13 protein-coding genes are annotated in these 13,385 nt (G+C 45.9%); 12 read left to right on the plus strand and 1 reads right to left on the minus strand.

Annotation, left to right across the window (positions count from 1 at the left end):
- Positions 1-30 precede the first annotated feature (30 nt).
- From N5C46_RS19860 to rarD, 6 genes are all read left to right on the plus strand, one after another.
- Positions 31-1,182: a cysteine desulfurase family protein gene (locus N5C46_RS19860; RefSeq protein WP_261749920.1), complete on the plus strand. Its 1,152-nt coding sequence runs from the start codon at positions 31-33 to the stop codon at positions 1,180-1,182.
- Positions 1,179-2,390: a tRNA uracil 4-sulfurtransferase ThiI gene (thiI, locus tag N5C46_RS19865; protein WP_261749921.1), complete on the plus strand. Its 1,212-nt coding sequence runs from the start codon at positions 1,179-1,181 to the stop codon at positions 2,388-2,390. Before N5C46_RS19860 ends, thiI begins: the two co-directional genes overlap by 4 nt.
- Before the next feature lie 86 nt (positions 2,391-2,476).
- Entirely contained in the window at positions 2,477-2,680 is a 204-nt protein-coding gene (locus N5C46_RS19870; RefSeq protein ID WP_034765764.1) for an alpha/beta-type small acid-soluble spore protein, read from the plus strand.
- A 344-nt stretch (positions 2,681-3,024) separates the two neighbouring features.
- The gene (gene mbcS / locus N5C46_RS19875; RefSeq protein WP_261749922.1) at positions 3,025-4,608 is read left to right on the plus strand and encodes an acyl-CoA synthetase MbcS; all 1,584 of its coding nucleotides are present in this window, start codon (positions 3,025-3,027) and stop codon (positions 4,606-4,608) included.
- A 114-nt stretch (positions 4,609-4,722) separates the two neighbouring features.
- A complete protein-coding gene (locus tag N5C46_RS19880; RefSeq protein WP_261749923.1) occupies positions 4,723-6,318 on the plus strand; it encodes an amidohydrolase in 1,596 nt (531 codons plus the stop codon).
- A gap of 73 nt (positions 6,319-6,391) precedes the next feature.
- Entirely contained in the window at positions 6,392-7,306 is a 915-nt protein-coding gene (rarD, locus tag N5C46_RS19885; protein WP_261749924.1) for an EamA family transporter RarD, read from the plus strand.
- A gap of 88 nt (positions 7,307-7,394) precedes the next feature.
- Here rarD and N5C46_RS19890 read toward each other — a convergent pair whose 3' ends face one another.
- Entirely contained in the window at positions 7,395-8,195 is an 801-nt protein-coding gene (locus N5C46_RS19890; RefSeq protein WP_261749925.1) for an NAD kinase, read from the minus strand.
- Positions 8,196-8,345: 150 nt separating this feature from the next.
- Between N5C46_RS19890 and sppA the strand changes: the two genes are divergently transcribed.
- The 6 genes from sppA (at position 8,346) to N5C46_RS19920 (ending at position 13,181) form a co-directional block, all read left to right on the plus strand.
- Entirely contained in the window at positions 8,346-9,356 is a 1,011-nt protein-coding gene (gene sppA / locus N5C46_RS19895) for a signal peptide peptidase SppA (protein ID WP_261749926.1), read from the plus strand.
- A gap of 92 nt (positions 9,357-9,448) precedes the next feature.
- Complete coding sequence (locus tag N5C46_RS19900; RefSeq protein ID WP_261752387.1) at positions 9,449-9,901, plus strand: RDD family protein; 453 nt, start codon at positions 9,449-9,451, stop codon at positions 9,899-9,901.
- A 329-nt stretch (positions 9,902-10,230) separates the two neighbouring features.
- The gene (locus tag N5C46_RS19905; RefSeq protein ID WP_261749927.1) at positions 10,231-10,941 is read left to right on the plus strand and encodes a DUF2953 domain-containing protein; all 711 of its coding nucleotides are present in this window, start codon (positions 10,231-10,233) and stop codon (positions 10,939-10,941) included.
- Positions 10,942-10,956: 15 nt separating this feature from the next.
- Positions 10,957-11,433: a GerW family sporulation protein gene (ytfJ, locus tag N5C46_RS19910; RefSeq protein ID WP_261749928.1), complete on the plus strand. Its 477-nt coding sequence runs from the start codon at positions 10,957-10,959 to the stop codon at positions 11,431-11,433.
- Positions 11,434-11,562: 129 nt separating this feature from the next.
- Positions 11,563-12,063 (plus strand): thiol peroxidase, encoded by a 501-nt coding sequence (gene tpx / locus N5C46_RS19915; protein WP_034756208.1) that lies wholly within the window; start codon positions 11,563-11,565, stop codon positions 12,061-12,063.
- Positions 12,064-12,194: 131 nt separating this feature from the next.
- Positions 12,195-13,181: a class I SAM-dependent methyltransferase gene (locus N5C46_RS19920; RefSeq protein ID WP_420720426.1), complete on the plus strand. Its 987-nt coding sequence runs from the start codon at positions 12,195-12,197 to the stop codon at positions 13,179-13,181.
- Positions 13,182-13,385 lie beyond the last annotated feature (204 nt).

The following is a 13,385-nucleotide window of genomic DNA, read 5'->3' on the forward strand; positions in this document are numbered from 1 at the left end:
TAAAAGCCTCATGTAAAAGAAGGTGTAAACTTGATTTATTTTGATAATAGTGCGACAACCAAGCCATATAAGGAAGTGCTGGACACATTCCTGAAAGTAAATGAAAGCTATTATGCCAATCCATCGTCCATCCATTCGTTCGGTGGTCAGGTGGAAAAGTTAGTTCAACAATCCAGGGAGCAGATCGCTTCCCTATTAGGGATAAAGACAAAAGAGGTATTCTTCACCTCTGGCGGGACTGAATCGAATAATCTGGCGATAAAAGGAACCGCTCTGCAGTACGGCAACAGAGGGAAGCATATCATTACGACCAGGATTGAGCATCCTTCCGTCATCAATGCCTTTAAGCAGTTAGAAGCGTTTGGTTACACAACGACGTATCTCGATGTGGATCCAGAGGGCAAGGTGCGTCCCTCAGAATTGAAAGAGGCGATCCAGGATGACACGATCCTTGTTTCGGTGATGCAGGTGAATAATGAAATCGGGAGCGTGCAGCCCATCAGGGAGATCGCTGAGATCCTGAATGGTTATCCCAAGATACTCTTTCATGTCGATGCCGTACAGGCATGCGGGAAGGTCCCCCTTATTCTCGACGAAAAGCTCATCGATTTATGCAGCCTATCCGCTCATAAAATTCATGGCATCAAAGGAACCGGCATGCTGTATGTGAGGGACGGACTTAAGATTTCGCCCATCCTCTCAGGAGGCGAGCAGGAAGGGAACCTCAGAAGCGGCACGGAAAACACCGGCGGAATCGTATCTTTCGCCAAGGCACTCCGGATGCATATGGAAGAAAGCAAGCAAAAGTTGGTTATAATGGAAGAAAATCAGCGATTCCTAAAGGGAGAGCTGGAGAAAATCGAAAGTGTGACGGTTCATACACCGGCACGGGATCACGCCCCCCATATCCTAAATTTTTCAGTGGCGGATTTTAAAGGGGAAGTACTCATTCACGCCCTCGACCGGCATGAAGTGTATGTATCGACGACAAGCGCTTGTTCATCGAAGCAAAGCAAGCCCAGTCAGACCCTCTTATCCATGGGTGTACCGGACAACCTTGCCGCTAATTCGATCCGGATCAGCCTGTCCTTCCATAATACGATGGAGGAATGCAAAGAATTTATTGGTTTACTAAATAAAGAAATTCAATACTTACAACATACAATGAGGAGATCAAGATGAAATATAATCGCATACTCGTACGATACGGTGAAATTTCAACCAAAGGAAGAAACCGTAAGATGTTCACAGCCAAGCTCCGTGAAAATATTTTGCACACGCTGAAGGATTTCCCGACGATTTCCGTTGCAGCGAGCCGGGATCGCCTCCACATTCAATTGGGAGACGAAAACGCAGAAGAAATCATTCCGAGACTTGAAAAGATCTTCGGGATCCAATCATTCAGTCCAGTCGTCAAAGTCCCTCAAAATATGGAGGACATCATGAAAGCAGGTCTTTCTCTCGTCCAAAAGAGCTTTTCCCCCGGCAAAACCTTTAAAGTGGCTGCCAGAAGAGCGGATAAAAAGTTTGAACTCGACACGAATGAATTAAACTATGAAGTAGGGTCCTATATCCTCCGCAATATGGATGGATTAAAGGTAGATGTAAAGAATCCCGACATTCAACTGAATGTGGAAGTGAGAAAAGAAGCCGTCTATCTCTCTTCTGAAATTTATCAAGGATCCACCGGGATGCCTGTCGGAGCAAGCGGGAAAGCGATGCTGATGCTTTCAGGCGGGATCGACAGTCCTGTCGCCGGTTATCTGACGATGAAAAGAGGAGTGGAGATCGAAGCGGTCCATTTTCACAGCCCTCCGTTTACAAGTGAACGGGCGAAGCAAAAGGTAATCGACCTATCGAAGAAGCTCTCTGCCTTCAGCGGAAAAGTGAAGCTGCATATCGTCCCATTTACGAAGGTGCAGCAAACGATTCATGATCAGGTCCCTGAAAACTATACGATGACATCAACACGACGGATGATGCTCAGGATCGCGGATCAAATCCGTGAGAAGAATGAAGGACTGGCACTCATTACCGGGGAAAGCCTCGGACAGGTGGCGAGTCAGACACTTGAGAGCATGCAGGCGATAAATGACGTCACGAACACACCGGTGTTACGACCGCTCATCGCCATGGATAAGCTTGAAATCATCGATATCGCCCAAAAAATCGATACCCATGATATTTCCATTCTTCCTTATGAAGACTGCTGTACAATTTTTACACCGCCTGCACCGAAAACTAGACCTAAAAAAGAAAAAGTGGAGTACTATGAAAGCTTTGTTGATTTCGAAGCCCTCCTTACAGAAGCTGTGGACGGTACAGAAACGCTTACAATCGACGGTTCCACAGGTTCGAATGCAGAAAAAACGTTTGACGGATTACTCTAAAAATTTAGGATAATTTACCAAAGAAAATAACTGTATGAAGCCATGTGTTTTGACACAATCTATATTCAACAAGGAGGTGAAAACACATGGCAAACAACAGTTCAAATCAATTAGTAGCTCCAGGAGCTCAACAAGCAATCGACCAAATGAAATACGAAATCGCTTCTGAATTCGGAGTTCAACTTGGTCCAGATGCAACAGCACGCGCTAACGGTTCTGTAGGTGGTGAAATCACTAAACGTTTAGTTCAAATGGCTGAACAACAAATCGGTGGCGGATATTCAAAATAATTAAATACAATGGCTACAAGGAGCGGGATTCCCCGCTCCTTTTCTATTTCTATAAAAAAAGAAGGTTGTTTTCGTGTTTTAAGAAGCCAGTAGTGGTTGATTTCCGCTGCAGGTGCTCGCTTTCCGCCCGAGGAAAGCGAAGTCTTGCACGGAAATCAATAGCGGTGTTACAAGTGATCATTTTATAGGGATTGATTGTATTTAGATTGAATTTATTTAAATCCCAGTTGCGTTTGTCGAAAATACTCATATTTTGCTTGTGAGTAAATTATAACCAAATAATTTAAAAAATTTAAATTATTTTGTATAATAGAGAAGAATCGACAAACAAGGGGGAGTCATACGTGAAGAGGGAAGAATTGATTGCACCGGAAAAGTACAATTTGGTGGAAGAAGTAGAGAAGTTTGCACGTGATGGAGAGAAGCTTGCCATCAAGTGGGAAAATGAAGAAGGTAAAAAAGAAGACATTACATACAAACAATTATTGAAAAATGTAAATAAAATTGGAAACGTTTTCTTAGGGGAGGGCCTTGAGAAAGGGGATGTCATCCTTGTCATGGTTCCCCGCTTAATTGAGGCATATGCTGTCTATCTTGCAGCCTTGAAATCAGGATTAGTCGTGATTCCAAGCTCTGAGATGCTGCGGACAAAGGATCTCGAATACCGGATCGATCACGGGGATGTGAAAGGGATTGTAGCGTATTCTCCTTTCGTCGAGCAGTTTGAAAACGTAAGGGGAATGGATAATCTCAAGAAATTCGTAGTAGGAGACAAGCAGGATGGCTGGCTTGCCATTGAAGACGAAATGAAATCGGTCTCTGAAGATCTGGCATTCGCCGATACCAAACGGGACGATATGGCCTTCCTTTCCTACACGTCAGGGACGACTGGGAATCCGAAAGGGGTTGTCCACACGCATGGATGGGCATACGCTCACCTGAAAACAGCGGCACGTGAATGGTTGTGCATCGAAGAAGGAGATACGGTTTGGGCAACGGCAGGCCCAGGCTGGCAAAAGTGGATCTGGAGTCCGTTCCTGTCTGTCCTCGGTTCAGGTGCCACAGGTCTTGTGTACCAAGGGAAATTCGATCCGAACAAGTATCTTCAGATGCTCGAGGATAACCATGTCAACGTCCTATGCTGTACGCCTACAGAGTATCGTCTGATGGCCAAAGTGGATAATCTGGGCACCTATAAGCTCGATCACCTGCACAGCGCCGTGTCGGCTGGGGAGCCGTTGAACAGGGAAGTCATCGATGCCTTCAAGAGACACTTTGAGATCGAAGTCCGTGACGGCTACGGTCAAACGGAGAATACCCTCCTTGTCGGGATCATGAAAGGAATGGAACTGAAACCGGGTTCCATGGGGAAACCGACCCCTGGGAATCGGGTCGAAATCATCAATGATGAAGGCTATCCTTGTGATGTAGGCGAAGTGGGAGACATCGCGGTTCACGTAGAAACGCCTGCCCTGTTCAAAAATTATTACAAGGATCCCGAGCGTACGGCCATGCAGTTCAGGGGAGATTACTATATTACGGGAGATAAAGCGAAGAAGGATGAAGACGGCTACTTCTGGTTTGAAGGCCGTGGAGACGATATCATCATCAGCTCAGGCTACACGATCGGACCTTTCGAAGTGGAAGATGCCCTCGTGAAGCATCCATCGGTTCAGGAATGTGCCGTCGTGGGAAGTCCCGATGAAGTAAGAGGACTGATCGTTAAGGCGTTTGTCGTCTTACGTGAAGATGTGGATCAAAACGATCCCGAACTGATTCCTTCCCTTCAGCAGCATGTGAAAGACTTAACGGCCCCTTACAAATATCCGCGCAAGATTGAATTTGTGAAGGAACTGCCGAAAACGACATCAGGAAAAATCAGAAGAATTGAATTGAGACAAAAAGAACTGAGTTCAGTGAAAAACTGATCACGGATAGGGAGCCTATAAGGCTCTCTATTTTTTATGGTTTTTTCATTTCAGAATCTTCCTATAATATGATACATTTGAGAAATAGACTTTTAGGAAAGAAGGAAATGCATCATGGGTACTTTATGGAGAAACGGCACTATCTATACAATGCAACACGAAGGACATCATGTGGAAGCGGTTTTTACAGAGAACGGCCTGATCAAGGGGTTGGGCACAGCGGAAGAACTTGAGCAGAAGTTCACGATTGATTCAGTGGTGGATTTAGAGAAAAAGATCATGTTTCCGGGATTTGTCGACAGTCACATGCACCTCATCGGTCACGGTGAGACGCTGATGAGGCTTGATCTTTCCAGTATGAACAGCAAGCGTGAAGTGCTGGATGCCATCAAGGAAAAAGCCAATGGCGTGGAAGAAGGAAAATGGATCATCGGAGAAGGCTGGAATGAGAATCTCTGGAGTGATGCAGAGGTTTTGACCAAGCAGGAAATCGATGCAGTCGTTCCGAACCATCCCGTGCTTCTAAAGCGGATCTGCCGTCATGCCATGGTCGTCAACTCACCTGCATTACGAAATGCCGGGATCGATGAACATACACCGAATCCTCCAGGTGGTTTGATTGAAAAAGCCGATGATGGTTCCCTCAATGGATTACTAAAGGATAAGGCACAAGATCTGATGATTGATGCACTACCGCCTATCTCATCCGAGTACCTTGTTGAAGCCCTGACAAAAGGAATCGAAAGCTGCTGGGAACATGGACTGGTCGGTGGTCACACAGAGGACTTGAGTTATTATGGGAACTTCAAGAAAACGTATAATGCTTTTCTGGAGACCATTAACGAAGGAGACAAGAAGTTCAGGGCCCATCTCCTTGTCCATCATGCAGTGATCGAAGACTGGAAGGAAGATGGCCATCAGTTCCTGGGCGGAAATGAATTCATTGAATTCGGTGCTATGAAGATCTTCGCCGATGGTGCATTAGGTGGCAGGACGGCACTCTTAAGCTATCCATACGCCGATGATCCAAGTACGAATGGAGTCAGCATCCACACGAACGAGCGACTTCTGGAACTGGTGAAAAAAGCAAGGAAGTATGAACTGCCGATCGCCGTCCATACGATTGGGGATCAGGCATTTGAAAATGTCGTCGACAGCATCCTGGAGGCACCTAGCCTTCATGCTAGACGGGACCGGCTCATCCATGCCCAGATCCTCCGTAAAGAACTGATAGAGAAGATCAAAGGGCTGCCTCTCATCCTGGATATCCAACCAAGATTCGTGGCATCGGATTTCCCATGGGTCGTTGAACGACTGGGAAAAGAAAACATGAAGTACAACTATGCGTGGAAAACGCTCCTTGATGAAGGCATCCCGTGTGCAGGCGGCTCGGATGCCCCGATTGAACCGATCAATCCACTTTGGGGAATTCATGCGGCGGTTACCCGGACGAATCCGCTGGACCCCGACAGGACCGTGTATCGTCCCGAAGAAAAACTGACGATGTATGAAGCGATATCCCTTTTCACAAAGGGAAGCGCATACGCCTGTCACCATGAGGAAGACCGAGGAGTGATCCGTGAAGGGTACACAGCAGACTTCACCGTCTTGGATATCGACCCATTTAACGTCGAAACAGATCAAATACTTGGCAAAGTCGTCGATATGACGATCGTTGACGAGACCATCGTTTATAAAAAAAGTAAATAATCATTGCCCCCAAAACTTTTCACCGATATAATGGAGATATTTCGGAAATAGAAATAGTTTTGGGGGTGTTTTTATGAAGCAAGATCAAGCCGGGATCCTGTATACGGCGTTTTCATACTTATTATGGGGGATTCTGCCGATCTATTGGAAATGGGTCAATCATGTGTCGGCGGATGAAATCCTCGCCAACCGCATCTTTTGGTCGTTCTGGTTTATGCTTCTGTTCTTGTTCGTCAGCAAGCGTTGGAAAGAATTTACCAACTATCTGAAAACATCTCTCACTAAAAAGAAGCAGCTATTCGCTTTGCTGGTTGCTTCACTTCTGATCAGTACGAACTGGTTCATCTACATATGGGCCGTGAATACGAACCAGATGGTGGAAGCAAGCCTGGGTTACTATATCAATCCACTGGTCAGCGTGCTGCTCGGCGTATTCATCCTGAAGGAAAGCCTGTCAAAGGCCCAGATCATTTCCTTTGGATTAGCCGCCATCGGAGTGCTGATCCTGACTCTTTCATACGGGGAATTTCCCTGGATCGCCATCGGTCTCGCTTTCTCATTCGGCCTATACGGATTAGCCAAAAAGCTCATCCAGGTGGAATCATCCATCGGCCTCACACTCGAAACGATGACCATCGCACCACTAGCCCTGATCTACCTTGGCTACATGTACCAAGAAGGAACCCTTTCCCTCTTTCACGTTTCAGTAGGGACGGACCTTCTACTGATGGGAGCCGGGGCAGCGACAGCGATTCCTTTATTGTTTTTCTCAAAGGGTGCTCAGCAGATCCCGCTGTATATGGTCGGATTTCTGCAATATATCGCCCCGACCATCACATTGATACTCGGTATTTTCATGTATCATGAAGAGTTTTCTGTTACCCATCTCGTTTCGTTCATGTTCATCTGGCTCGCCTTGACGGTCTTCACCGCATCGCGCGTGCAGTATGCCAGAAAGCGCAGACGGGATGCCAGATTGTCGGCATGATGAAAAACGCTCCAGTCTTTTTGACTGGAGCGTTTTTGTGTGGGATTTAGTTAGTATTGTCATACACCATTTTCAGAACCCACTCAACTTATAAAAACGAACGTTTCACTTTTTCCCAGAACGAGTTATCCTTCAATTTTACTGTTTTAATGACTTTGTCACTCAGTTTGGCTTCGACTTTTTCCACATGCTGAATACTCAACGCCTCGTTGTCCATGCCCATGGCAGGGTAGTCGTTTCCATCCTGGACGATCTTCAGTACGAGTCGGCGCTGGCCGCTCACGATGAAGGAGGAACCAAGTGTACGGTAGCGATTATTATTCAGGGAAGCCATTTCGCTCACCTGGATGCAAGGGAGCATCGGATCGACGACGGCACCGTTGACGGATTTATTATAAGCGGTACTTCCCGTCGGGGTGGCGAAGATCATGCCGTCGCCCCGGAACGTTTCGAAATGTTTGTCGTCGATGAAGACGTCCATGACGAAGGTTTTGATGATGCCGGAGCGGATGCTGAATTCATTCAGGCAGTGGAAGGACGTCTGATTGTCGACGGTCACTTCGATGGTCGGGTATTTACGTACTTCGATCTGCTCGGTTGTCATGGCTTCGATCATCTTGGATGTGTCATCGATATGGAAGTCACAGTACATGCTTAACGTGCCGCCGGTTGAAATACCTGCATACAGGCAGTCCTCCCTGAAGCCGGTTTGCCGGACGGCCTGAAGGAATGTTCCGTCGCCTCCGATGCTGACGATGATGTTCGCGTTCTTCGAAGATTCTACTATATTGAAATCATACCGCTTTGCCAGTTCATATAATTGATCAAGTTTGGCCTGCATTCCTTCTTGATGAAGGGCATAGAAAAAGATATTTCGACGGTTATTCATCGTATGTACCTCCCAGGATAAAAGATAATTTTTCCCATTTACATAAAATTTTGCTAGAATCTAACTTAGTGAATATTCTATCATGTTTCCCCATGAGAATGATATTCATATCCTTACATAAGATAGGGTAAACGAGGGAGGAATATACAGATGAATGCAAAAAGGTGGACGGCATTAGGAATCGCTGGCGCATTATTCTTTGTTTCGGTAATCGTCAACTTTGCGACCTCTGCTGTGACAAGTGATGTTAATCAAGCATTTGAAGACATGTTCGGAGGGACGGACAATCCATTCTCCGAGGAAATCATCGATGAAGGGAATGCGAATAAACGGATCGCGGTCCTTGAAGTGGAAGGTGTCATCCAGGATACAGGTGGTGCAAGTTCCTTATTCGAAAGCCCGGGCTATAACCACGAGCTCTTTATGGATAAGCTTGATGCCGTTGAAAAAGACAAATCTGTCAAAGGGATCATTTTAAAAGTGAATTCTCCAGGCGGCGGTGTAGTGGAAAGTGCACAGATCCACTCGAAACTAGTTGAAATCATGGAAAAGACGAAGAAACCGATCTATGTATCGATGGGCGGTACGGCGGCATCCGGAGGCTATTACATATCAGCACCGGCTACAAAAATCTTTGCCAGCAAAGAAACGCTCACGGGTTCACTCGGTGTTATCATGCACAGCATCAACTACTCAGAACTGGCTGAGAAATACGGTGTCGATTTTGTCACAATCAAAAGTGGCCCGTATAAGGACATTATGAGTCCGACCCGTAAAATGACCGATGAAGAACGGAAGATCATTCAATCCATGATCGATAATTCGTATGAAGGTTTCGTGGATGTCATCGCTAAAGGTCGTGATATGTCTGAAGCGGAAGTGAAGAAGATTGCCGACGGACGTGTGTACGATGGAATCCAGGCGAAGGAAGTCAATCTGATTGATGAATTCGGCTATGTGGAAGATACGATTGCCGCGATGAAGAAGGATTATAAATTGAAAGATGCACAAGTATTTGAATACACGGCGGGCGATCCTTTCTCCGAATTCTTCAGTATGGGTGCAAAGAAAATGATGGGTCAGGATATGGAAGCGGCGGCACTGATGAAGCTTCTATCAAACCCTAGCTCTCCACGATTGATGTATCTCTATTCTGAATAAGGAAGGTGAATGAAGTGAGTGATCGCTATGAACATAATGAAACACGGGAGCATATCGAAGTCCAATCTTCTTCTCCTGACTTTTCAAAGACCATCCCCCACGACGGCTATTATCTGGCGGGATTCTGGATCCGATTTTGGGCGTATCTGGTCGATCTGATCGTCATCGGCAGCATCACGCGGCTGATCGTGAATCCCATCTTTAAACTATTGGATATTTCCTTATCCGACGGCTCGATGTTTGCCCCGATCTCGATTCTGACGAGCATCGTTTTTTACGGATACTTTATCCTGATGACGAAATACTTCAGCCAGACGATTGGGAAAATGGTATTCGGCATCCGGGTCATCGAGTTGAAAGGCACGAAGCCATCATGGGGAACCATCCTTTTCAGGGAACTGATCGGCCGGTTCATCTCCACGACCGTCTTTATTTTATATGTGGTGGTGGCGTTTACCCATAAGAAGCAGGGGATCCATGATCTGTTTGCGGATACGACGGTGGTTCAGGAAAAGAAGAAGCTGGAATTTACTCCGGCTGTGTAAAAAGAGAGGCAAACCTGCTGGTGGGGCGGGTTTGTTTTTTTTTATGAGGGATTGGATTTCTGTGAAGAGAATGAGATGACTTCACGAAATATTTACCTTTTTATGGAAAATAACGCAATTACCTGGTGAAATGACGCAATTAAATAAATAATGACGCAATCACAGGAATAATGACGCAATTAATCGAAAAACGACGCAATCACCACCCAAAATGACGCAATCCCCGTCAGGACCCCTCCCCAAGAGCCGATTTTCCCGTGCATTTTCCACCCACCGGAGTTTATTTTCCCGAACAAAGGCCATAATAAGAGGTTGAAGGGTGTGAATTTATGAGCTGGTGGATCTGGACGTTAATCATTATCGCGGCACTTATTATTTTTCTATTATTCATTCTTATTATCACGAAGCTGACCATCACAATCTCCCTATACCATGGAAATGACAATGATCATTTCAAGGTGAAGCTGAGGGCGTGGTTCGGTTTGATCAAATATACGATCGACATCCCCCTAGTGAAGCTTGATGACGATGGTCCGAACGTCGTCGTCGAACAAAAAACGAAGAAGGGGAAGGAAAGCAATCCATCCAAGGAAAAGGAGTCAAAAAAGAAAATTACGCCCCATGATTTCATTGCGAGTTTAAATGATACGAAGGAAATCGTCATCCACGTCCAGTCCATGCACCGGATCATCAGAGGGTTTCTTAAAAAAGTCAAACTGGATCAGATCGAGTGGAAGACTTTATTCGGAACCGGGGATGCGGCATCGACAGGGACATTGACGGGTACAATCTGGGGAATGAAAGGAAGTATTATCGGCATCTTAAGCGGGTATATGCGCCTTCAATCCATGCCGGTCATCGAGGTGACCCCGACTTTTCAGCATGCAGTGATCCAAACGCAATTTTCATGTATTATCCAGTTTCGCATAGGGAATGCTATCCTAGTAGGTTTCAAGATACTTCGGTACTGGAGAGGCGGTATGGCTAAGTTCAAGACAAAGCCCCTTTCCACCATTTCTGGAGAAAAACATTCAGTCTAATTAGGAGGTCTTCACATGTCAGAACATCCGATTGAAGGTCTGATGACCACGGCAATGGAAAATTTAAAAGAAATGATCGATGTGAATACGATCATCGGTGATCCCGTTGAAACACCCGATGGAAGTGTCATCCTCACCGTTTCAAAGGTAGGCTTTGGGTTTGCAGCTGGTGGAAGTGAGTTCATCATCGACAGTAAGGGGAAAGACGACAGCGGTAAAGGCGGAGAAGGCGGCGGTGACAAGTCAGCTCCTAAGCAGCAGCCGTTTGGCGGAGGTAGCGGGGGCGGTGTTTCCATTACACCGATCGCGTTCCTCATCGTCAGCTCGAAGGGGATCAAAATGCTTCACTTAGATGAAAGCACTCACCTAATCGATCGCCTGCTGGACCTTGCTCCTGGTGCCATTGAAAAGATTCAGGGCATGATGAAAAAGGACGGCAATAAAGAGGATCAGAACGGACAGCACAATCAAAATCATAAGATGGAGCTGTAAATGATCGTGAGCTTACTCGAATGAGTGAGCTCATCTTTTTTTTGAAAAGGACCCCTATGATTTGCTTTCCTCCTCCCTTTTTCTGTACTATGAAAAGTGTACATACCATTTATAGAGGAGGAACAAATCATGGCAAATATCACGTTTAAGAACAACCCTGTCACTTTATTAGGTAATGAGGTAAAAGTAGGCGACAAAGCTCCCAACTTCACAGTGTTAGCTAATGATCTATCGGAAGTCACACTGAATGATTCCAAGGGCAAGGTACGTCTGATCAGTGTCGTTCCTTCCATCGATACAGGTGTTTGTGATGCACAGACACGTAAATTCAATGAAGAAGCAACGAAATTTGATAATGTAGAAGTATTGACGATTTCAGTGGACCTTCCATTCGCGCAAAAACGCTGGTGCGGAGCGAACGGAATCGAAAATGTCCAAACGTTATCCGATCACCGCGACCTTTCATTCGGTGAAGCATTCGGTGTTCACATCCAGGAACTTCGTCTTCTGGCACGTGCTGTATTCGTTGTAAACAGCAATGATGAAGTAACGTATGTGGAATATGTAAGCGAAGCGACTGATCACCCGGATTATGACGCTGCGGTTGAAGCAGTGAAAAACGCGAAGTAATCCTGTCCCAACCAGAATATTTCTTAAGACATGCTGACCTGACTTTCTCATGGTCAGCATTGTTTTTTTTACAAACGTCCTGGACAAAGGTAAAATAGATGAATGAAATTGAGATAAAGGAATGAATGCCGATGATTAATTCGCCAGTCGAATCATTATTTGGAATAATCGACGAAACGGCTACCTTGCTGAAGGATGAACTTGCCTGCAGTTATTTAGAAGCCGTTGCGGAAACGGGGGAGAACCTTTTTCAAGGGGATGTCCTTCAGGAAGAAGTCAGTGAACTGACGAAGAAGCGCCTGAATAAAAAGTACGATGAAGTGAACTTTTCTCAACTTGAGAATGAAAATATCCGTAAAGCGTTTCAATTCGCGATTTTAAAAGGGATGAAAGAAAACGTCCAGCCGAATCACCAAATGACGCCGGACTCACTTGGGCTGTTCATCAGCTATTTGGTGAATAAATTCACGGCGGGCATGAATAAGCTGACCGTCCTTGACCCTGCGATCGGAACGGGGAATCTCCTGACGACGGTGTTGAACCAGATGCCGGGTAAAGAAACCCAGTCCATCGGTGTCGAAATCGATGAAGTGCTCATCAAACTTGCCTACGTGGGAGCTGATCTTCAGAAGCATCCACTGCAGCTCTTTAACCAGGACTCACTGGAGCCGTTGTTCATCGATCCCGTCGATCTAGTCCTTTGCGACCTGCCGATCGGGTATTACCCGAACGACCTGCGCGCCCAGGATTATGAGCTGAAAGCGGATGAGGGCCACTCGTATGCCCACCATCTGTTCATCGAACAAAGCCTGAAGCATACGAAAGACGGCGGATACCTGTTCTTCATCGTGCCGAACGGCCTTTTCGAATCGCCGCACAGTGCACAGCTTCAAGGATACCTGAAAGAGAAAGCCGACATCCAGGGCTTCCTGCAGCTGCCGCTTTCCCTGTTTAAAAATAAAAACTCGGCGAAGAGCATCCTGATCCTTCAGAAGAAAAAGGAAGGAATCAAGCCTCCTAAAGAGGTATTGCTTGCTCAACTGCCAAGCCTATCGAATCAGAGAGCCCTTCAGGATATCCTGTCGAAGATTGATCAGTGGCTTGTGCAGAATAAATAATCGTATGAATCGAGACTGCCTTTGGGCGGTCTTTTTTTATGGGTGTTTTACTGGATAGGTGTTCGGGGTATGCAGGGAGTGAGGGGATTATAGTCCGTTTTTTCAAGTTTATCAACCGAAATTTCAATATATCGACGAATCCTCCAGATAGTATTCGCACTTTTGTGAAAACATTTAATTTAACATGAAAACGATGTCATTTCA

Source organism: Rossellomorea vietnamensis (assembly GCF_025398035.1).
GTDB classification, from domain to species: domain Bacteria; phylum Bacillota; class Bacilli; order Bacillales; family Bacillaceae_B; genus Rossellomorea; species Rossellomorea vietnamensis_B.